Annotated in this window: 20 protein-coding genes; 12 read left to right on the forward strand and 8 right to left on the reverse strand. The window is 68.5% G+C overall.

Annotated features, from left to right (window positions below; all coding sequences use genetic code 11):
- The first annotated feature begins 5 nt into the window (after positions 1-5).
- From EYE40_RS09980 to EYE40_RS10000, 5 genes are read left to right on the forward strand one after another with little or no spacing between them, the layout of a single operon-like run.
- A complete protein-coding gene (locus EYE40_RS09980) occupies positions 6-1,205 on the forward strand; it encodes a CaiB/BaiF CoA transferase family protein (protein ID WP_204742236.1) in 1,200 nt (399 codons plus the stop codon).
- Positions 1,202-2,251 (forward strand): type 2 periplasmic-binding domain-containing protein, encoded by a 1,050-nt coding sequence (locus EYE40_RS09985; protein WP_130981801.1) that lies wholly within the window; start codon positions 1,202-1,204, stop codon positions 2,249-2,251. Before EYE40_RS09980 ends, EYE40_RS09985 begins: the two co-directional genes overlap by 4 nt.
- Complete coding sequence (locus EYE40_RS09990; RefSeq protein ID WP_204742237.1) at positions 2,248-3,036, forward strand: enoyl-CoA hydratase/isomerase family protein; 789 nt, start codon at positions 2,248-2,250, stop codon at positions 3,034-3,036. Before EYE40_RS09985 ends, EYE40_RS09990 begins: the two co-directional genes overlap by 4 nt.
- A 20-nt stretch (positions 3,037-3,056) precedes the next feature.
- Entirely contained in the window at positions 3,057-4,253 is a 1,197-nt protein-coding gene (locus EYE40_RS09995) for a fumarylacetoacetate hydrolase family protein (RefSeq protein WP_130981802.1), read from the forward strand.
- A complete protein-coding gene (locus EYE40_RS10000) occupies positions 4,250-5,755 on the forward strand; it encodes an aldehyde dehydrogenase family protein (protein WP_130981803.1) in 1,506 nt (501 codons plus the stop codon). The genes EYE40_RS09995 and EYE40_RS10000 overlap by 4 nt, the downstream gene beginning before the upstream one ends.
- Positions 5,756-5,894: 139 nt before the next feature.
- On the opposite strand, the gene EYE40_RS10005 is transcribed toward EYE40_RS10000, so the two are convergent.
- Together EYE40_RS10005 and EYE40_RS10010 are read right to left on the reverse strand one after the other, a co-directional pair.
- Positions 5,895-6,854, reverse strand: a complete 960-nt coding sequence (locus EYE40_RS10005) for a prenyltransferase/squalene oxidase repeat-containing protein (RefSeq protein ID WP_130981804.1) — start codon at positions 6,852-6,854, stop codon at positions 5,895-5,897.
- A 38-nt stretch (positions 6,855-6,892) separates the two neighbouring features.
- Positions 6,893-7,315: an Lrp/AsnC family transcriptional regulator gene (locus EYE40_RS10010; protein WP_130981805.1), complete on the reverse strand. Its 423-nt coding sequence runs from the start codon at positions 7,313-7,315 to the stop codon at positions 6,893-6,895.
- Positions 7,316-7,417: 102 nt separating this feature from the next.
- Here EYE40_RS10010 and EYE40_RS10015 point away from each other — a divergent pair, with 102 nt between their 5' ends.
- The 4 genes from EYE40_RS10015 (at position 7,418) to EYE40_RS10030 (ending at position 10,097) form a co-directional block, all read left to right on the forward strand.
- Positions 7,418-8,452 carry an ornithine cyclodeaminase gene (locus EYE40_RS10015; RefSeq protein WP_130981806.1) on the forward strand — a complete coding sequence of 345 codons (1,035 nt, stop codon included), beginning with the start codon at positions 7,418-7,420 and terminating at the stop codon, positions 8,450-8,452.
- 23 nt (positions 8,453-8,475) lie between these two features.
- Complete coding sequence (gene ctlX, locus EYE40_RS10020) at positions 8,476-9,363, forward strand: citrulline utilization hydrolase CtlX (protein WP_240034783.1); 888 nt, start codon at positions 8,476-8,478, stop codon at positions 9,361-9,363.
- Between the two features lie 87 nt (positions 9,364-9,450).
- On the forward strand, positions 9,451-9,792 hold the full coding sequence (locus EYE40_RS10025; protein ID WP_130981808.1) for a hypothetical protein: 342 nt from the start codon (positions 9,451-9,453) through the stop codon (positions 9,790-9,792).
- Positions 9,793-9,818: 26 nt separating this feature from the next.
- Positions 9,819-10,097 (forward strand): hypothetical protein, encoded by a 279-nt coding sequence (locus EYE40_RS10030; protein WP_130981809.1) that lies wholly within the window; start codon positions 9,819-9,821, stop codon positions 10,095-10,097.
- A gap of 10 nt (positions 10,098-10,107) precedes the next feature.
- On the opposite strand, the gene EYE40_RS10035 is transcribed toward EYE40_RS10030, so the two are convergent.
- The 5 genes from EYE40_RS10035 to EYE40_RS10055 are packed head-to-tail and all read right to left on the reverse strand — an operon-like array spanning position 10,108 to position 15,436.
- Positions 10,108-11,169 (reverse strand): VIT1/CCC1 transporter family protein, encoded by a 1,062-nt coding sequence (locus tag EYE40_RS10035; RefSeq protein WP_130981810.1) that lies wholly within the window; start codon positions 11,167-11,169, stop codon positions 10,108-10,110.
- Positions 11,166-12,068, reverse strand: a complete 903-nt coding sequence (locus EYE40_RS10040; RefSeq protein ID WP_130981811.1) for an aldose 1-epimerase family protein — start codon at positions 12,066-12,068, stop codon at positions 11,166-11,168. The genes EYE40_RS10035 and EYE40_RS10040 overlap by 4 nt, the downstream gene beginning before the upstream one ends.
- Positions 12,069-12,088: 20 nt before the next feature.
- Positions 12,089-13,189, reverse strand: coding sequence for a hypothetical protein (locus tag EYE40_RS10045; protein ID WP_130981812.1), 1,101 nt, complete (start codon positions 13,187-13,189; stop codon positions 12,089-12,091).
- Positions 13,190-13,208: 19 nt separating this feature from the next.
- Positions 13,209-14,555 carry a maltokinase N-terminal cap-like domain-containing protein gene (locus EYE40_RS10050; protein ID WP_130981813.1) on the reverse strand — a complete coding sequence of 449 codons (1,347 nt, stop codon included), beginning with the start codon at positions 14,553-14,555 and terminating at the stop codon, positions 13,209-13,211.
- Between the two features lie 56 nt (positions 14,556-14,611).
- The gene (locus EYE40_RS10055; RefSeq protein WP_193554503.1) at positions 14,612-15,436 is read right to left on the reverse strand and encodes a DeoR/GlpR family DNA-binding transcription regulator; all 825 of its coding nucleotides are present in this window, start codon (positions 15,434-15,436) and stop codon (positions 14,612-14,614) included.
- An 18-nt stretch (positions 15,437-15,454) separates the two neighbouring features.
- Here EYE40_RS10055 and galT point away from each other — a divergent pair, with 18 nt between their 5' ends.
- Positions 15,455-16,531, forward strand: coding sequence for a galactose-1-phosphate uridylyltransferase (gene galT, locus EYE40_RS10060; protein ID WP_130981814.1), 1,077 nt, complete (start codon positions 15,455-15,457; stop codon positions 16,529-16,531).
- Complete coding sequence (gene galK, locus EYE40_RS10065; protein ID WP_130981815.1) at positions 16,528-17,688, forward strand: galactokinase; 1,161 nt, start codon at positions 16,528-16,530, stop codon at positions 17,686-17,688. Before galT ends, galK begins: the two co-directional genes overlap by 4 nt.
- Positions 17,689-17,763: 75 nt before the next feature.
- On the opposite strand, the gene EYE40_RS10070 is transcribed toward galK, so the two are convergent.
- Positions 17,764-18,597 (reverse strand): alpha/beta fold hydrolase, encoded by an 834-nt coding sequence (locus tag EYE40_RS10070; protein ID WP_130981816.1) that lies wholly within the window; start codon positions 18,595-18,597, stop codon positions 17,764-17,766.
- A gap of 135 nt (positions 18,598-18,732) precedes the next feature.
- Here EYE40_RS10070 and EYE40_RS10075 point away from each other — a divergent pair, with 135 nt between their 5' ends.
- Entirely contained in the window at positions 18,733-19,338 is a 606-nt protein-coding gene (locus tag EYE40_RS10075; protein WP_130981817.1) for a TetR/AcrR family transcriptional regulator, read from the forward strand.
- The last annotated feature ends 40 nt before the right edge of the window (positions 19,339-19,378 follow it).

The raw sequence follows: 19,378 nt of genomic DNA on the forward strand, positions 1-19,378 counted from the left end.
AAACAGTGTCAGAACCCCGCGGAGTGCTCACCGGATACCGGGTGCTCGATTGCACGATCGCCATGGCGGGGCCCTTCGCGGCCCAGCGCCTCGGCGACCTCGGCGCCGACGTGATCAAGGTCGAGCCGACCGCGGGTGAGTGGCAGCGTTTCGCCTCCGCCGGCGGCGCGAACGGCAACAAGATCAACGTCTCGTTCCTGTCCCTGAACCGCAACAAGCGCTCGCTCGCCATTGACCTGAAGTCCTCGGACGGCAAGGACGTGCTGAAGGAGCTCGTTGCGACCTCCGACGTCTTCCTGCAGAACTACCGACCCGGCGTCGCCGCTCGACTCGGTGTGGATTACGAATCGCTCAAGGCGATCAACCCGTCGATCGTCTACGTGTCCATCTCGGGCTACGGCGAGGACGGCCCGTACAAGGACCGCCCGGGCCAGGACCTGCTGCTCCAGGCCATGTCGGGCGCGATGCTCTCGGCCGGACGCAACGGCGAGCCGCCGAGTCCCGCCGGGCAGTACCTCGCTGACGCGATTACGGCATCCACCGCGTTCGAAGGTGTTCTGGCTGCACTGCTGCACCGCGAGCGCACCGGCGAGGGCCAGCTGGTCACCGTCAACATGCTCGACGCCCTGACCACCCTGCAGATGCAGGAGCTCTCGGTTTTCACCGTGGGCAAGGTGCCCCAGCAGCGCGGTGAGCAGCCGAACGCGCACGTCTATATCCGCGCCCCGTACGGCATATTCGCGACGAGTGACGGCTACCTCGCGCTCGGCTTCGCCGACCTCGAGACCCTGGGCAATGTGATCGGCGAACCGAGCTTCGCCGGCATGGTGCCCGAGGTCGACGGCTGGACCCGCCGCGACGAGCTGTACGAGAAGACCGAAGCCCGACTGCACACCGACACCACCGCGAACTGGCTCGAGAAGCTGCTCGCGGTCGGAATCTGGGCAGGCCCCGTCTACGGCTACCAGGACCTCGTCGACGACCCGCAGATCGCCCACAATGGCACCTTCGTCGAATACGACCACCCCACCGAGGGCCGCGTCAAGACGCCCGGCTTCCCGTACAAGTTTTCGGCCACCCCGCCCCGCATCGATCGCGGCGCTCCCCTCGTGGGCCAGCACAGCCGCGAGGTGCTCGCCGAGCTCGGTGTCAGCGCCGAGCGCATCGAGGGACTGTTCGAGTCGGGTGCGGTAGCGGGAGAATGACGCGCTTTCTCGGACTCACCTGGGACCACCCCCGCGGCCGCGAAGCCCTGCAGGCGGCCCCCTTCGCCGACCTCTCCTGGGACGTGCACTCCCTCGAGGGATTCGAGTCGAGCCCGATCGACGAACTCGCCGAGCGCTACGACCTGATCGTGCTGGACCACCCGCACCTTGGCGATGCCCTTGCCGTCGATTGCCTGCGGCCTCTGGATGAACTCTTCTCCCCCGCCGAGCTCGCCGGCTTCGCCGCCGACGCGGTTGGCCCGAGTTTCGCGTCGTACACGGTCGACGGTCATACCTGGGCGCTGCCGCTCGATGCCGCAACTCAGGTCTCCGCCCGCCGCCCCGACCTGCTGGCCGACGCCCCTGTCTCGTGGACTGACGCGCTCGCCCTCGATGTCCCGATCGCGCCAAGCCTGGCCGGCCCGCACGCCTTCCTCAGCCTGTGCTCGATCGCCGTGTCCCTCGGCGGTGACCTCGGCGACGAGTTCTTCGAGCGCTCGGTCGCCGTCGAAGCGCTCGAGATCCTCGCCGAGTTCGCGAGCCGCGCGCCCGCGGCCACCCACGGACTGAACCCGATCGGCCTGCTGGAGCTGATGAGCTCCACGGACGAGCTCACCTACGTGCCTCTCGTCTACGGCTACGTCACGTACTCGCCGCGAGTCGCGTTCGGTGCCCCGCCTGCCGGCGAGCGACTCGGCTCCACGATCGGCGGCACCGGCATCGCCGTGACCCGCCGCAGCGAGCCGAGCCCCGAGCTGCTCGACCACCTGCGCTGGCTGCTCTCCGCCGAGAGCCAGAGTGGTTTCATCCCGCAGCATTCAGGGCAGCCGAGCGCACGCTCCGCGTGGACTGATGCTGCGGTGGACAAAGCCGCGGGCAGCTTCTACTCGCAGACCCTCGAGACGATCGAGCAGTCCTGGGTGCGTCCGCGCTTCCCCGGCTACATCCCATTCCAGTCGACTGCGTCGCAGATCATCCGCGACGGCATCACCGACCCCGCAACCATCGACCTGCTTGCATCCACCTACCGGGAGGCCCGCTCGTGATCGCATTCGCGTCATCTTCTGAGAACATCACCGTGTCCCTTGACGGCGCCGTCGCGCTCGTCACCATCAGTCGCCCCGAGAAGCTCAACTCGGTCACACCCGAGATGTCGTCGGCCCTCGAGGCCTTCGCGGCCTGGGCGAACGACGCCGACGAGGTGCGCGCGATTGTGCTCACCGGTGCCGGCGAGCGCGCGTTCTGCGCGGGCAGTGACATCCGTACCCTGGATTCGTACGAGACGCCGTGGGACTTCCGCAATCGCCGCGACTACTGCGACGCGCTGCGCGAACTCCGCAAGCCGATCATCGCCGCAATCAACGGCTACGCCCTCGGCGGCGGCCTCGAGACGGCACTGACCTGCGACATCCGCATCGCGTCGGCGACCGCGACATTCGCAGCCCCCGAGATCAAGCTCGGCTGGATCGGCGGCGGCGGCATGACCGCGCTGCTCGCAAACTCGATCGGCGCGAGCAACACGGCTCTGATGACCATGACCGGCGACTCGATCGATGCGGCCCGTGCGCTCGCCTGGGGGCTGGTGAGCGAGGTGCTCGAACCCGCCGAACTGCTGCCGCGCGCGCTCGAGCTCGCGGCGACCATCGCGAGCCGTCCGCCGATCGCGGCCGAGACCGCGAAGGCCAACCTCACCGCCGCCTACAACCTGCCGCTGGCCCAGGCCGTCGCCTACGAGCGCGAACTGCAGGGCATCACCTTCGCCACCGCCGACGCCGACGAGGGACGCGCGGCCTTTGCCGAGAAGCGGCCCGGCGTCTTCCACCGTCGCTGAACCACAACCCAAGGAGCACCATGACTGACTGGACCGGCGGCGCCCCCGCCGCGCTGCCTCTCGACGCCGAGCGGGCGACCCTCGTCGGTCGGGTGTGGGATGCCGCGGCCGGCGGCCCGATCGTCGTCGCCATCCGCGATGGTGCGGCACACGACATCAGCCGCACCTTCCCGACGATGCGCGACGTCACCGAGAGCGTGGATCCGGCCGCGAGCGTCGCTGCCGCCACCGGCCCGACCCTGGCGACCGTCGACGAGCTCCTCGCCAACACGGCAGCCGACTCGCGGGATGCGTCGAAGCCCTGGCTGCTCTCCCCCATCGACCTGCAGGTCGTCAAGGCTGCAGGTGTCACCTTCCCCGTGTCGATGCTCGAGCGCATCATCGAGGAGAAGGCCCGCGGCGAGGCGGACGCCGCCGAAGACATCCGCGCGCAGGTGCTCGCGGCGCTCGGCAGCGACCTGAACGACCTCGTCCCCGGGTCCCCGGAAGCCATGAACCTCAAGAGAGTGCTCGTCGAACAGGGCCTCTGGAGCCAGTACCTCGAGGTCGGCATCGGCCCGGACGCCGAGATCTTCACCAAGGCGCCCGTGCTCGCCACGGTCGGCAGCGGTATCGACGTGGGCATCCGCTCCGACTCGGAGTGGAACAACCCCGAGCCCGAGGTTGTGCTCGTCATCGACTCCACCGGTCGCATCGTCGGCGCAACGCTCGGCAACGACGTCAACCTGCGCGACATCGAGGGGCGCTCCGCCCTGCTGCTCGGGCAGGCGAAGGACAACAACGCATCCGCTGCGGTCGGCCCGTTCATACGCTTGTTCGACGCGGACTTCGACCTGGATGTGCTGCGCGCCGAGACCGTGACCCTGCGCGTCGAGGGCGCCGACGGATTTGTGATGCACGGGGAATCGCACCTCGCCCAGATCAGCCGCGACCCCGCCGACCTGGCTGCCCAGGCGCTCAGTGCGAAGCACCAGTACCCTGACGGCCTCGTGCTGTACCTCGGCACGATGTTCGCCCCGACCGCCGACCGTGACACACCTGGCCACGGCTTCACCCACCACATCGACGACGTGGTCCGCATCGGATCCCCCGCCCTCGGCACCCTGGTCAATCGCGTCAAGCACACCGAGGACGTCGAGCCGTGGGAGTACGGCGTTCACGCGCTGATGACCAGCCTCGCCGTCCGCGGCCTACTCAACACAGGAGCACGCTCATGACCCTCACCTCGACCAATCCCGCGACCGGCACCGTCACCGACACCGGAATTTCCGCGACGACCAACGTCGCCGAGATCACGGCTGCCGCAACGGCCGCCTTCCACGTGCTGCGCACCTCGACCCGCGAGTGGCGGGCCGGCCTGCTGCGCGCCCTCGCCGACGGCCTCGAGGCCGACCGCGCGAACCTCACCGCCACGGCCTCGGCCGAGACAGGACTCGCGGCCTCGCCCCGACTCGACGTGGAACTCACGCGCTCCGCGTTCCAGTTGCGGCTGTTCGCCGAGGCGATCGAAGAGGGCGGCTACCTCGAAGCGACGATCGACCGGGCAGGCGACACGCCTATGGGACCCGGCCCGGACATCCGGCGCATGCTCGTGCCGATCGGACCGGTTGCGGTCTTCGGCTCCAGCAACTTCCCGTTCGCATTCTCGGTTGCGGGCGGCGACACCGCGTCGGCCCTCGCGGCCGGAAACCCCGTGATCGCCAAGGCGCACGGCTCGCACCCGCTCACCTCGAAGGCATCCTTCGAGGCGCTCAACGCTGCGGCGCTCGCCTACGGCGCCCCCGCCGGAACCATCGGCATCGTCTATGGCCAGGAGGCCGGCGCGACCCTCGTCGCGGACCCCGCCGTCGCCGCCGTCGGCTTCACCGGATCCCTTGCGACCGGGCGCATCCTGCTAGCCATCATCGAGAAGCGCGAGCGGCCGATCCCGTTCTACGGCGAGCTCAGCAGCCTCAATCCGCTCATCATCTCGCAGGGTGCCGTCGACGCGCGGGCGGAGGCCCTCGCCGACGGCCTGTTCCTCTCCTTCACCGGATCCGCCGGCCAGCTCTGCACCAAGCCCGGCATCGCGTTCCTGCCGCGGGGCGCAACCGGCCTGGTCGACGCGATCGTCGCGAAGGCTTCCGCCGCCGCCGCGCAACCTCTGCTCAATTCGCGCATTCTCGACGCGTTCGGCGATATCCGCGGGCGTCTCATCGCCGATGGTCGCGCGACCTCGCTCGTCGAGCCGCACTCGGGCGACGACGGCTTCACCCTCACCCCCGCCGTGCTCGCGATCGACGCGGCCGACGTCACCGACGCCGTCGCCGAGGAGGCGTTCGGACCGCTGCTCGTCGTCGCCCTGTACGACGACATCGCCGAGGTAACGACTGCGTTGACGGGCGTACCCGACTCGCTCACCGCCACCGTGCACGCCGAGGACGATGAGTGGGACGCACTCGCTCCGCTCGTCGCCGACCTCGAGGATCGCGCCGGCCGGCTGGTGTTCAACGGCTACCCGACAGGCGTGCGCGTCTCCTGGGGCCAGCACCACGGCGGCCCCTGGCCCGCGACGAACAGCGCCCACACCTCGGTCGGCGTCACGGCGATCCGTCGCTTCCTGCGCCCGCTCGCATGGCAGGGGGCTCCCGCCGAACTGCTGCCGGTCGAGCTGCGCGACGACTTCCTCGCGATCCCCCGTCGAGTCGACGGCGTGCTCACGCTGGGCACGCCGGCCTGACTCGTCCCGCCCGTACTGTGTTCCCAAATGCAGGATGAAACGGCTCACGACCGCCAGCCACCCTTGAGCTTCCGCACTAGCGGAAAACGGTCCTGCATTTGGGACCAGAACGCTGGGGTCGGGGCGGCCCAGCGCGCGACTAGGGGGTCAGCGCCACGGGCGCGGCGTCCTCCCACCAGCGCAGCACGCGCAGCGCGCGCAGGGTGACCCAGCGGCTCGGGTGGCCCTCGCCTTCCGCCTCGAGCTCGAACAGGGTCGGCCCCTCGTGGTGGTACTCGAGCGGGAACATTCCGTTCGGCAACTGCTTGGCGCGCAGCAGGTCGATCGCGCGACCGAGCCGCGGGTCCCGCTCGGGGCGCGCGAGCCGGAAGTAATCCAGCGCGCGCAGAACGTCGTAATACCAGCGCACGGGCGAGGCGAGCAGCGTGAAGCGCACATCCGTCAACTCGCCGTCGGAGACCCGCCAGAGCAGTCCGCGCTCGAGCAGGTACTCCTCCCCGCGAAGACGCGCAGCGGTGACCTCCTCGGACGGATCGGGAACCGCGAACAACCCTTCGAGCGCCGCGAGAGTGGAGTGAAACGACGAGGGAGCTCCGGGCTCCTCCTCGCTCCAGCAGTTCCAGCCACCGTCGGCGTGCTGGCCGGCGAGGAGGGTCTGCACGATGCGCGATGAGTCCTGCCCGAAGTAGCCGCCGATGGCGAGGGCGATCCCGTTGATGCACGACTCGGTCTCCCCCTCGAAGTAGCCCGTGTCGTGGTACTGCCAGGTCACTTGGCGTGCGACCCGGTCGATCGCGACGCGCACCGGCTCGGCCGCGGGGTCAACGCCGTATTCCACCAGCGACTGCAGGGAGAAGTGGGTGGCCGTCCAGGCGTCGAAGAACGGTTTCTCGTCATCGACCCAGCCGGGGCGGTAGGTGCCGCCATCCCAGCGACCGTCTTCCGCCTGCTCGCCGAGAAGCCGCGCACCCCATCCCGACATCGCGACCTCGGCCCGTGCCTCCGCAATCGCGGCCGGCGGCGCGTCGGTGAGATCTCGCAGGGTCTGCCAGCGAATCGCAGGGTCACCGCTCAGCAGATAATCGACGACATCGTTCATGCGGGGAGGCTACTCCCGCGCACCGACATTGGCGAGCACTACCGCAGCACCGAACTCAGCAGCAGGCTCGTCTCGCTGTTGACGACACCCTCGATCGACCTGATCTGGCCGAGGAGCCGGTCGAACGCCGTGAGGCTCTCGCAGCGCAGCTCGGCCACGAGATCCCAGCCGCCGTTGGTCGTGTGCAGGGCATGCACTTCCGCAAAACCACGCAGCTTGCGGATGACGTCGTCCGTCGACCGCCCCTCCACCTCGATGAGCGTCATGGCGCGGATCGTGTCCGGGTCGAGCTCTTCGCGGATCCGGATCGAGAACCCGAGCGCGACACCTGAGCTCACCAGTCGGTCGATGCGGTGGGTGACCGTCGCCCTGGTCACCGCGAGCTGGCTCGCGAGCGTGGACACGGGGGCCCTGCCATCCACTCGCAGTAGCGCAATGAGCCGTCGATCGAGATCGTCCATGATCAGAGTGTACTTCTGACCGAGCAGACTGCAAATTTGGTACCACTAAATGATCGGTGATTGCGATTGTGGCTGCACAATGCCGATATCTACGCTGGTGCAATGGTGCTATTCGCAGGCGTGACCGATGTCGTGAAGTGGGTGCAGGCGACGAGCCTCGAGACGATCCTCGAGGGAATGGTCGAGTACCTCGAGGCGGACTTCCGCCGCTGGCCCGCGTTCGAGAAGGCTCCGCGGGTCGCGAGTCACTCCGATGTCGGGGTCATCGAGCTGATGCCGACGAGCGACGGCGAGCTCTATGCGTTCAAGTACGTCAACGGGCACCCCGCCAACCCGCTTCGCGGACTCCAGACCGTGACGGCCTTCGGCGTGCTCGCCGACGTCGCCAGCGGTTACCCCCTGCTCGTAGCCGAGATGACGGTGCTCACCGCGCTGCGCACCGCCGCGACATCCGTTCTGGCCGCGAAGTACCTGGCCCGCCCCGATGCGACGACCATGGCCCTCATCGGAACCGGCACGCAGGCCGAGTTCCAGGCCATCGCTTTCCGCACCGTTCTGGGGATCAACACTCTGCGCGTGTTCGACACCGATCCTGCGGCCGTCGCCAAGCTGCGCCGCAACCTCGAGCCGCTGGGCTTCGAGATCCACACCGCGGCGAGCGCGGCCGAGGCGGTCGACGGCGCGCACATCGTCACCACCTGCACGGCCGACAAGGCGAACGCCACGATCGTGACCGCCGACATGGTTCAGCCCGGCCAGCACCTCAACGCGATCGGCGGCGACTGCCCCGGCAAGACGGAGCTCGACGCCACCATCCTCGTGCCAGGCAGCGTCTTCGTCGAATTCACCCCGCAGACCCGCATCGAGGGCGAGTTGCAGCAGGTGTCCCCCGACTTTCCCGTCACCGAGCTGTGGAACGTCATCACCGGGGACGCGGCGGGCCGGTCATCCAGAGATCAGATCACCGTCTTCGACTCGGTCGGGTTCGCCATCGAGGACTTCACCATGCTGCGCTACCTGCGCGACAGCATCGTCGGCACAGCCTTCGCGCGCGACATCGACCTCGTCGTCGACCCCGACGACCCAAAAGACCTGTTCGGCCTCGTCGCGGGCAGCAACGCCCCCGTCCCTGCCTGATGCAGGCGCCCTCCGCGGTCGTCATGATCCGGCCGCACCACTTCACCCCGAACCCGGCGACCGCTGCCGACAATGCATTCCAGGTGGATGTCCCGGCCGACGATTCACGCCTGCTCGCAGCCGAGGCGTACCGCGAGGTCACGGCCGCGAGTGTCGCGCTGGCCGACGCCGGGATCACCGTGCACCTCTTCGAGGACGAGGACACGACTACCCCCGACAGCGTGTTTCCGAACAACTGGTTCTCGACCCACTCGGGCGGACACGTTGCGATCTACCCCATGCACTCCCCCAGTCGGCGCACCGAGCGGCGCAGTGACGTCATCGAGTTGCTGAAGCACGACTACCGCGTGCAGGACGTCATCGACTATTCGGGGCTCGAGTACGACGATGTGTTCCTCGAGGGCACGGGTGCCATGGTCCTCGACCACGCCTCGCGCATCGCCTACGCGGCGCGCTCCAACCGCGCGGACCCCATCGCCCTCGAGCGCTTCTGCACCAACTTCGGCTACGAGCCGATGGTCTTCGATGCTGCCGACAGCGACGCAGTGCGGATCTACCACACCAATGTCCTGATGTGCATCGCGACCGACTTCGCCCTGATCGGTGCCGAGCTGCTGACCGATGAGCGTCGCCGCCAGCAGGTGCTCGACCGCATCGCGGCACCCGGCCGCGAGATCATCACCCTGCGTGAAGACCAGGTGCGCAACTTTGCGGGCAACGCGATCGAGCTGCGTGGGAGCGCCGGCCGGGTGCTCGCGCTGTCGTCGCGGGCGTACCGCAGCCTCGATCCCGCGCAGATCGGGACCATCGAGCAGTACGCGCGGCTCGTGCCACTGGACGTGCCGACCATCGAACTGGCCGGAGGCTCCGTGCGGTGCATGCTCGCCGGCATCCACCTCGACCGCCGCTAGCCGAGGGCAGCGCTAGCTGAGGTCGGGGCCTCGTCCTAGGCTGGAGCGACATGCAGGGCCGGCTGCTCGAGGGGCGAGGAGTCGAGAATGGCCATGCAGCATGCTGTTGTGGATGGTGCGGCGGCAGCCGAGCGTGCGAGATCCGGTCACGTGAGCGGGTGGCATCCCGTGCTCGCAGCTGTCGAGGGCGAGCCGGGCACGTGGTTGATGGTGGACGAGGGGCGCGGCCGCTGCTACGGGGTGATCCGGCTGCTGCGGATCCGCGGGGAGGCAGGCTACCGCGCCGTGACCTGGGCGGAGAAGAGCGAGGACCGGCAGCTGATCGGCTATTTCCGGAGCCTGCGCGCCGCGTGCGCCGCCGCCCACAACAACCTGCTGTCGACTTACGGCAACCCCGGCCCGCCCAACGGTGGAAGGGTGAGCCGCTGATCAGGTCGCTGTGAGATAGTGCGCGAATGAGCGACTCAACAGCGACCCCGAGCGACCCGGCCGAGGGCCGCCGCCGCAACCTCATCGGCACATGGGCGTTCGGCTTCGCCCTCGCCGCGCTGGTCGCCGGACTCGGCGGGCAACTCACACTCACCCTCAACCTGAGCGCCATCGCGATCTTCGCGGGGTTCGTCGGATTCTTCGAAGGTCAGCGTCGCGGCCTGCGCCGACTGCTCTCGATCCTGGCGATGGCCATCGGCCTGGTCACCCTGACGCTGATGGCGACGCCTACACCTTTCGCCTAGCGGCTGCGCTCTAACCGATGCTCGTGCCGAACAGCAGCCCGAGCAGATAGGTCGCGCCTGCGGCTCCGAAGCCGATCGCGAGCTGCCGCAGGGCACGCAGCAGGGGCGGTCCGCCCGAGAGCAGCCCGACGACGGCACCGGTGCCGAGCAGCGCGATGCCCACGAGGGCAGCCGCGATGATGACCGCGGAGAACCCGGTCGCGCCGAACAGGTAGGGCAGCACGGGGATGATCGCGCCCGAGGCAAAGAACAGGAAGCTCGAGACGGCCGCGCCCATCGCCGAGCCGATCTCCTCGTGCTCAGCGACCGCATCCGCGGGGCGCTCGATGCTGAGGTCGCGCATGACCTCGGCGGCGTGCGCCTTCGACTCCTCCTCGCTCATGCCGCGAGCGCGGTAGACGAGCGAGAGTTCGTTGGCGTCGACGTCGAGAAACTCGAGCGCCTTCTGCGCGTCGGGGTTGGGGTTCGATGCCGCGAGCAGTTCCCGCTGCGAACGCACCGAGACGAACTCGCCGGCGCCCATCGAGAGGGCGCCCGCGAGCAGGCCGGCAATGCCGGTGGCGAGGATGACGGGAGTCGACACCCCGGTCGCGCCGATGCCGAGCACCAGCGCAAGGTTGCTCACGAGCCCGTCGTTCGCACCGAACACCGCCGCCCGGAACGTGCCCGACAACCGCTGGCGCCCGCGGGCGGCGAGGGCACGCACGACCTCCTCGTGGATCTGCTCGTCGGCCGCCATGGTCGCGGTCGCGTCGACGTCATCCTCATAGGGCGATCGCGCCTCGGCACGCTGGGCGAGCGCGAGAACGAAGACCGATCCGAAGCGACGGGCGAGCCAACCGAGCATACGCGTGCGGATATCCCCGCGCTGTGGGCGACCGACCCGATCGCCGAGCAGTCCGAGCCAGTGCGACTCGTGGCGGGCCTCCGCGTCTGCGAGGGCGAGCAGGATGTCCCGCTCCTCCCCCTGGCGTCGGCTCGCAAGGTCCCGGTACACGGCGGCCTCCGCGCGCTCGTCCGCGAGGTACCTGCGCCACTTGCGGAGGGTGGCTGCGGAGGCGGGCGCGCTCACGCGGCGTACCGCACGCCCCAGCGGGCGACCCAGGTCTCCCCGGGCTCCAGCCAACGCAGGCCCTTGCCGCTGTTGAACGCGTCGGGCGCGGCGGTCATCGGCTCGAGGGCGACGGCGACGCCGGTGCCGCCATCCTTGGGGAAGTCGCGCGGCGTGTAGACCTGCAGGTATCCGAAGCTCTCGTCCTGCCAGACCTCGAGGCTGCGACCGTCTGGCGCGCTGAGCACGCTGCTGGTCTCGCCCGCCGGAAGCCCGCCGAGCGTCACGTTGAGGTCGATCTCGCCGAGCACACGACCGCCGCGCAGGTCGAAGTCGCCGTCGACGGGCACCTCGTCGACCGGAAGCAGCAGGTCGTTCATCGAGAAGCGGGTGGACGCGCCGACGGTCAGCGTGAGATCTGCGGAAGGAACATCCCCGATACGGAAGTAGGGATGGGCGCCGATCGCCACGGGCGCCTTCGCCGTACCCGCGTTGAACAGTGTGTGCGTCACCGCGAGACCGCCGTCGACGAGCTCGTAGCGCACGCTCGTGTCGAGCAGAAACGGGTAGCCGTGCTGCGGGAACACTCCCGCCGACAGCGTGATGGCCGACTCGCTCTGCTCGGCGACCCGGTAGGGAGTGTTGCGCAGCAGGCCGTGGGTGGCCTGCTTGCGGCCGGGATCCGTGAGGTCGAGCTGCTGGCGCTTGCCGTCGAGTGACCATGCGCCCTCGGCGATGCGGTTGGGCCACGGGACCAGGACGATGCCGCAGCCCATGGGCGGGCCATCCTGCTCATCGAAGGGCTCGGTCAGGTCCACGCCGTCGATCGAGAAGTGACGGATGCCCGCTGCCAGCTCGGTGATGATTGCGCGAGACGTGCCGCGGGTGAGGGTGAACTGCTGACCGGTGGGAGCACGCATAGTGCAAGCCTATCCAGCAGCTAACCGACCGTGCCGCCGCTCAAGTCGCGGCTGGCGGCGCGGATCGTGTGGAGCGGAGTGTCGAGCACGGCTAGCCCGAACTGGATGCGGTTGCGGTACCGGGCCGGCAACATTCCCCGTTCGACCGAGAAGGTCAGCATCAGGGCGTTCGCCCGTAGACCCCGAACGGCGGCCCAGGGCACGAGGATCGGGTGCGCGTCGGCGGGATCGCGCAGCTCGATGCCTGCGGTGTCGAGGCGGAACGCGACATCCGGCAGATCATCGCTGTCCCAGTAGGCGGCTTTTGCGGCGATCGCGCGGAACTCGCGGCGGGCGACCCAGAACTGGTACAGGCCCGCGACGAACTCGAGGGCGAACAGCACGTAGACCCACTGCACGCTCTCGGGAGCGTTCTGCGCGAAGTAGATGGCGAACACGGCCGAGCTGCCGACAAGCAACAGGCCCAGCGCGATCGAGAGGTAGGCGGACACCCGCTTGCTGCGCCGTTCGCTTGTACGCCATCGGGCGATCTTCGCCTTGTCGACGCGCACCTCGAGATACTCGGTCACGACACCCGTCCGCCGCTGAGCACCCGCATCGCTGTGCTGATCGTCTGCGGCACCTGGTCGAGCATTGTGCGTCCGAACGCGTACTGGCCGCAGTACTTCGCCGGCAGTGCGGCGGGGTCCACTCGGAACCGGATCATCGCGTACTTCACGCTCATCCCCCTTCACCCACTCCCACGGGATCTCGAAGCTCCCGCCACCGTCGAGGTCGGGCAGGGTCAGCCCGTTCTCGTGCACGGTGAACGCCGTCAGAGGGAGGTTCTCGGCGGACCAGTACGCGTCGTCCTTCTTGGCCACGTAGACGAAGGACGCGATGCCGAGGGCGATGAGCGCGACCGAGATGACTACCGCAAAGCCGAAACTCAGCACGATCGATCCGAGGTTGACGACATCGATGCTCGGAATGACGAAACTGGCGATCACGCCGAGGAACAGCAGGCCGAACAGAATCTGCACCGCGCCCCCGACGTAGCGAACGGTCCGCTCCCGCTTGCGCAGTTTCGCGGCCTTCGCCCGATCGATGTGAACAACGAGCGGAGGCTGAGCAGAAGTCATGTCCCCAAGTATGGCGGGGTCAGGCGGTCGAGCGAGCTACGAGCCGCTCGATCGCCGCGAGCGGGATGTCCAGCCAGTCGGGCCGGTTGCGCGCCTCGTACAGCGACTCGTAGACGGCCTTGTCGATCTCGAAGGCGTCGAGCAGGGCGCGCTGCTCGCGGATGTCGACACCCGCCGTCGCGTTGTAGCCGTCGACAAACGACTTGCGGGCCGCGGACGCCCAGGCGCGAGCATCGACCGGGGGGTTGTTGTGCTCGAGGGCGCCGGCCACGTAGTCGAACGAGCGCAACATCCCGGCGACGTCGCGCAGAATCGAATCGGGGCGCGACCGCTCGGGCATGGGCCGCATCGGCTCGCCCTCGAAATCGAGCAGCACCCAGCCGAGTTCGGGCGACGACAGCGTCTGGCCGAGGTGGTAGTCGCCGTGGATGCGCTGCAGCCGCGGCCATGCGCCCTTCTCGACGCTTGCGTAAATCTCGCGGATGCGGTCGGCGAAGGGGGCGACGCGCGGCACCTCGCGAGCGGCCGAGTCGATGCGACGGCGCATGCTCACCATGGCGCCCTCGATCTCGTCCGGTCCGGCCTCGACAGTGGGCAGCGCCTCGGCGAGGGTGGCGTGCACCTCGGCGGTCGCGACGCCCAGACCGTACGCCTGCTCAGTGAAGTCCTCGCCCGCGGCCGCAGCGCTGAGTGCAACCCGCCAGGCGTCGTCGAGTCCGGGCAGGAACTCCTGCACGAAGGCGAGGTGGCCAATGGCTCGTCCGTCCTCCCGGCCCGAGTCGGGCCAGCTCGCCTCGAGCGACCCGAATGACGTGGGCACGCGATGGGAACCGGCGGAGGTCAGCGCGGCCTGGGTCGTGACATCCGGATTCTCGCCGTGGTGCAGCACGCGGAACACCTTCGCAATGACCGAGGGCACCGAACCGCCCTCGAGGTCGCAGATGATCGAGGTATTCGACTGCTCGCCCGACAGCACCCTCGACGAGAGGATGCGCCCCGGGCTCGACAGCGCATGCCCCCGCGCGGTCGAGTCGTGGCCGGTGAGCTCGCGGTTCTCGCCGATTGCGCGCAGCAGGCTCTTGGCGTAGGCGGGATCGTGCGGACCGTCGTAGTGGAAGCGACCGTCGACCTCACCGATGAGCGAGTTCTCGAGCCCGGCGAGCGGCTCATCACGGGTGGTGACGGGCACGTGGTAGAGCACCGGCCTGGCGGACGCCTCATCGATGAGCAGATAGCTCGTGACCTGCACACCGTCGATCTCGTCGAGCAGGGTTCCCTTGACGCGCAACTGCGGTGAGCGGCCTTTCGCCGAGTACCAGCGCTGTTTCGCCATCCAATCGCTCAGGAATTCCGCATCAATGCTCATAAAGCGCACCCTATCGCCCGGCCCTGAAAACGCGAGGCCCCAATCGTCAGCAACTCCTAATCGTCAGCAAGTACGACGCTAAGACCGGCGAGTCGCAGGCGGGTGACGATCTCGGGTGGGGCGTCGCTCGCCGTGACGAGTGTGTCGAAGTCGGAGATCGGTCCCACGCTGCCGAGCCGCGCCCGACCGAGCTTCGACGCGTCGGCGACGAGGATGGGGCGCTCGGCGGAGAGCACCATACGGCGCTTCACCTCGGCCTCGGGGAGGTTCACGTTGGTGACGCCGCGATCCGGGTCGACGCCGTTACAGCCGATGAACGCGAGGTCGGCGCGCAGCGTTTCGAGGAACGGCGAGGCGAACGGATTCACGAGCGAGTGCTGCAGCGGGCGGAGGGTGCCGCCGGTCACGACGACGGTGAAGCGGGGCATCGCCGCCTCCAGGGCGAGCGCGATGGTGAGCCCGTTGGTGACCACGAGCACGTCGTCGAGGTCGCGACGCTCCACGAGCGCGTGCGCGACCGCGAGGGCCGTGGTGCCCACGTCGAGCAGCACACTCTGCCCGCGCTGCACGAGCCCGGCTGCCCGGCGCCCGATCGCGCGCTTGGCGGCCGCGTGCTCTTCGAGGGACGCCTCGAACGACTGCTCCCCGAGCCCCTGCGACCGCGGCATCGCGCCACCGTGCACGCGGATGACACTGCCTGCGGCCTCGAGTGCGGCGAGATCCGACCGCACGGTGACTCCGCTCACTCCGAGTTCGAGAGCCGCATCGGTCACCCGCAGAAACCCGCGCTCGGTGATCATGCGCAGCACGCGGTCGCGGCGGGCGAGGGCGGGAGCCGCGTCATCCACCCTTTCAAAAGCTTTCACAATTGAAAGTACCATTTTCGATATCGTAATTGGATGCCCATCACCTCGGAATCGACGACGCTTGCTGACGGCCGCGAACTCATCTACTACAACGATGCCGACTCGACCCTGACCGGCGCTCGTGCTCTGGATGCCCGGCTCCTCGATCCCCGCCCTGACACCGCCACCATGCGCCAGGACGTGCTCACGGGCGAATGGATCTCGATCGCCGCGGCTCGCCAGAACCGCGCCTTCCTGCCACCGGCCGACCAGGATCCGCTCGCGCCGACGACCCCGGCGAACCCCTCTGAGGTGCCGAGCAACTACGACGTGGCGGTGTTCGAAAACCGCTCCCCCTCCTTCGGTCCGGAGGTCGGCTCGCTCGACCTCTCGGGCCTCGCCCTGAACCGCACGGCACCGTCATTCGGACGCTGCGAGGTGGTGTGCTTCAGCCCCGATCACGAGGGCTCGTTCGGGTCGCAGACGCCCAGCCGCGCCCGCACGATCATCGAGGCCTGGGCGGATCGCACCGCGTTCCTCTCCGCGCTGCCCGGTGTCGAGCAGGTGTTCCCGTTCGAGAACCGCGGCGAGGCGATCGGCGTGACGCTGCTGCACCCGCACGGCCAGATCTACTCCTACCCCTACGTCACGCCGCGCACCCAGCGCCTGGTCGAGTCGGTCGCCGCCGTGCCGACCCTGTTCGAGGACATCCTGGCGAGCGAGCGCTCATCGGAGCGCGTCGTGCTCTCCGGCGAGCACTGGACGGCCTTTGTGCCGTTCGCGGCACGTTGGCCGATCGAGGTGCACATGCTGCCGCACCGGCACGTGCCCGACTTCGCGGCCACCTCTGCGGAGGAGCGCGACGAACTCGCTGACCTGTACTTGAAATTATTGCGGGGGGTCGACGCGTTGTACCCGACGCCGACGCCGTACATCGCGGCCTGGCACCAGGCTCCGGTGAACGTTGCCCGCTCCGAGATCCGTCTTATGCTGCAGCTGACCTCGCCGCGCCGGGCGGACAACAAACTCAAGTACCTCGCCGGCTCCGAAGCGGCGATGGGAGCGTGGATCGGCGACGTGACGCCGGAGGCCTCAGCAGCATTTATCAGGGAAGGCATTGCCCGCGCATGACTGACATTAGAGACGACGTCCGCTTCGACTTCGAGCAGCTGTTCGGGTACGCGCCGCAGGGCGTCTGGTCGGCTCCGGGTCGTGTGAACCTGATCGGCGAGCACACCGACTACAACGAGGGCTTCGTGCTGCCGTTCGCGATCAACCGCCGCACGGTGCTCGCCTTGGGCACGCGGGATGACGCCGTGCTGCGCATCGCCAGCTCGTTCGCCGATGAGGTGGCGGAGATCCCCCTCTCTTCTCTGGCGCCCGACGCCCTCGCGGGCTGGTCAGCGTACCCGTTCGGTGTGGCCTGGGCGCTCGGCGAGTTCGGCGCGGATCTCGCGGCGGTGCCGGGAGTGGACATCTACATCGACTCCGTGGTGCCCGTGGGCGCCGGCCTATCGTCTTCGGCAGCGATCGAGTCGGCGGTCGCCGTAGCCCTGAACGATGTGTGGCAACTCGGCTTCGATCGCCCGACTCTCGCAAAGGTGGGGCAGCTCGCCGAGAACAAGGCGGTGGGTGCCCCGACCGGGATCATGGACCAGTCCGCCTCACTGCTGGGTCGCGCTGACGCCGCCGTGTTCCTCGACTGTCGCTCGCTGGAGTCCGAGCTGATCGACCTCGGCTTCGCCGCGGCCGGGCTCGAGCTGCTGATCATCGACACCGGGGTATCGCACGATCACGCCACCGGCGGTTATGCGGAGCGCCGGGCATCCTGCGAGAAGGGCGCTGCGGTTCTCGGCGTCTCGTCCCTGCGCGATGTGTCGGTGGATGACCTGCCCCGCGCCCGCGAGATGCTGGATGACGAGACCTTCCGCCGCGTGCGGCACATCGTGACGGAGAACCAGCGGGTGCTCGACACCGTGCGCGCCCTGCGCGATGAGGGACCCGCCGCTATCGGCGACCTGCTGGATGCCTCGCACGCGTCGATGCGCGATGACTTCGAGATCTCGGTGCCAGAGCTGGACCTCGCGGTCGAGACCGCGCAGGCGAACGGCGCTATCGGCGCCCGGATGACGGGTGGCGGCTTCGGCGGCTCCGCCATCGCCCTCGTGCCCTCGGGCGGGGTGTCGCGCATCCAGGTCGCGATCGACGGCGCCTTCGCGGAGCACGGTTTCGGCCAGCCCGTCACTTTCGTGGTCGCAGCCTCGGATGGCGCCGGCCGCGAGAACTAAGACCCCGATTCGCACGTTTCGGCCGCTTGCCCGTAAGGGAAGCCAGCCGAAACGTGCGAATCAATCCAGCGGGGCTTACTTGGCGAGGAACCCGAGCAGTGCGGCGTTCACCTCGGCGGCGTGCGTCCAGAGGAGGCCGTGCGGGGCACCTTCGATCTCGACGTACTCAGCGTCGGGCAGGCGCTTGGTGAACTCGCGAGCCGTTGAGTCGATAGGCAGGATGCGGTCCGCCGTTCCGTGCAGGATGAGGGCCGGGACATCCACCTTCTCGATATCGGCGCGGAAGTCGGTCAGCCAGCTCTGCACCACGCCGACGGCCGCGATCGGCGCTGAGGTGACGGCGACGTTCCAGCTGGCGTCGACGACGGCCTGGCTGATGCGGGATCCCAGGTTCTCGTCGAGGTTGTAGAAGTTCGAGTAGAAGTCCTTGAACCAGGCGTAGCGGTCCTCGGTCGCAGCCTTCTCGATGCCCTCGAAGACGTCGGAGGGAACGCCGGTGGGGTTGTCATCGGTCTGCAGCAGGAACGGTTCGAGCGACGCGAGGAAGGCGGCCTTCGCAACGCGCTTCGAGCCGTAGGTGCCGAGGTAACGACCGACCTCGCCGGTGCCCATCGAGAAGCCGACGAGGGCAACATCGTTCAGGTCAAGCGTCTCGATGACAGCGTTGAGGTCGGCGGCGAAGGTGTCGTAGTCGTAGCCGATCGTCGGCTTGCTCGAGAGCCCGAAGCCGCGGCGGTCGTAGGCGATGACGCGGTAGCCGGCCTCCAGCAGGGCGGCGGTCTGCTTCTCCCACGAGCGCCCGTCGAGCGGGTAGCCGTGGATCAGGAGCACCGGCTGGCCGGTTCCATGGTCCTCGTAGTAGAGGTCGATGTTTGTGCTGTTCTCCTGGCCGACTGTAACGAATGCCATGGTCCTTGCTCCTTCGAATCTCAGGAAAACGATCGTTTTCCCCGCTTGTCCTCTACACTAGATAACGATCGTTTTCACCGCAACCCCTATTCGAAGAATTGTGAATGCGCCATCTCACCACCAAGGAAACAGCTCATGTCCACCAGCTCCCCGACCGCGGCTCGCCAGCCCCGACCCCCCGTGCTCTCCGAGACGCAGGCACGCTCGCGCGCGCTCGAGACGGCGACACGGTTGTACTACGCGCGCGGGATCTCCGCCGTCGGCATGGACGCGCTCAGCTCCGAGTCGGGCATCGGGCTCAAGCGCCTGTACCAGCTGTTCCCGTCGAAGGAGGCGATCGTCGAAGAGGTGCTGAACTCCATGCACGGCACCTGGGTGGGCGATATCGAGCAGGCCGCGGCATCCGCGACCACGCCTCGCGACCGCCTGCTCGCGGTCTACGACTACCTGGGCCGCTGGTTCAGCGACGACGACTATCGCGGCTGCGTCTTCATCAACACGTTCGGCGAGATCGGGGCGGCGTCCCCGCGCATCGCCACTCTCGTTCGCGATCACAAGCTCGACTTCCAGCAGTACGTGGTGCGGCTCGCCGTCGAGGCGGGGGCGACCGAGGCGCTCGGGCAGCAGCTCGCGATCCTCGCGGAGGGCGCCCAGACCACGGCAGCCATCGCCGGCGATCCTGCCGCTGCGGGCTACGCGCGCGATGCAGCGGTCACCCTGATCGATGCGGCGCTGACCTGATCGCAGGTTGAGTCGCCCTACCGCTGGTTGAGTAGCGAGC

This window comes from Glaciihabitans arcticus (assembly GCF_004310685.1).
Taxonomy (GTDB): domain Bacteria; phylum Actinomycetota; class Actinomycetes; order Actinomycetales; family Microbacteriaceae; genus Conyzicola; species Conyzicola arctica.

What these genes read in the sequence shown, in the direction of transcription:
- EYE40_RS10075 (WP_130981817.1), top strand. Translation starts at nt 18,733, where the DNA reads ATGTCCACCAGCTCCCCGACCGCGGCTCGCCAGCCCCGACCCCCCGTG.
- EYE40_RS10030 (WP_130981809.1), top strand. Translation starts at nt 9,819, where the DNA reads ATGAGCGACTCAACAGCGACCCCGAGCGACCCGGCCGAGGGCCGCCGC.
- ctlX (WP_240034783.1), top strand. Translation starts at nt 8,476, where the DNA reads ATGATCCGGCCGCACCACTTCACCCCGAACCCGGCGACCGCTGCCGAC.
- galT (WP_130981814.1), top strand. Translation starts at nt 15,455, where the DNA reads ATGCCCATCACCTCGGAATCGACGACGCTTGCTGACGGCCGCGAACTC.
- EYE40_RS10070 (WP_130981816.1), bottom strand. Translation starts at nt 18,597, where the DNA reads ATGGCATTCGTTACAGTCGGCCAGGAGAACAGCACAAACATCGACCTC.
- EYE40_RS10045 (WP_130981812.1), bottom strand. Translation starts at nt 13,189, where the DNA reads ATGACTTCTGCTCAGCCTCCGCTCGTTGTTCACATCGATCGGGCGAAG.
- EYE40_RS10015 (WP_130981806.1), top strand. Translation starts at nt 7,418, where the DNA reads ATGGTGCTATTCGCAGGCGTGACCGATGTCGTGAAGTGGGTGCAGGCG.
- galK (WP_130981815.1), top strand. Translation starts at nt 16,528, where the DNA reads ATGACTGACATTAGAGACGACGTCCGCTTCGACTTCGAGCAGCTGTTC.
- EYE40_RS10005 (WP_130981804.1), bottom strand. Translation starts at nt 6,854, where the DNA reads ATGAACGATGTCGTCGATTATCTGCTGAGCGGTGACCCTGCGATTCGC.
- EYE40_RS10055 (WP_193554503.1), bottom strand. Translation starts at nt 15,436, where the DNA reads ATGGTACTTTCAATTGTGAAAGCTTTTGAAAGGGTGGATGACGCGGCT.
- EYE40_RS10040 (WP_130981811.1), bottom strand. Translation starts at nt 12,068, where the DNA reads ATGCGTGCTCCCACCGGTCAGCAGTTCACCCTCACCCGCGGCACGTCT.
- EYE40_RS10000 (WP_130981803.1), top strand. Translation starts at nt 4,250, where the DNA reads ATGACCCTCACCTCGACCAATCCCGCGACCGGCACCGTCACCGACACC.
- EYE40_RS10010 (WP_130981805.1), bottom strand. Translation starts at nt 7,315, where the DNA reads ATGGACGATCTCGATCGACGGCTCATTGCGCTACTGCGAGTGGATGGC.
- EYE40_RS09985 (WP_130981801.1), top strand. Translation starts at nt 1,202, where the DNA reads ATGACGCGCTTTCTCGGACTCACCTGGGACCACCCCCGCGGCCGCGAA.
- EYE40_RS10050 (WP_130981813.1), bottom strand. Translation starts at nt 14,555, where the DNA reads ATGAGCATTGATGCGGAATTCCTGAGCGATTGGATGGCGAAACAGCGC.
- EYE40_RS09995 (WP_130981802.1), top strand. Translation starts at nt 3,057, where the DNA reads ATGACTGACTGGACCGGCGGCGCCCCCGCCGCGCTGCCTCTCGACGCC.
- EYE40_RS10025 (WP_130981808.1), top strand. Translation starts at nt 9,451, where the DNA reads ATGGCCATGCAGCATGCTGTTGTGGATGGTGCGGCGGCAGCCGAGCGT.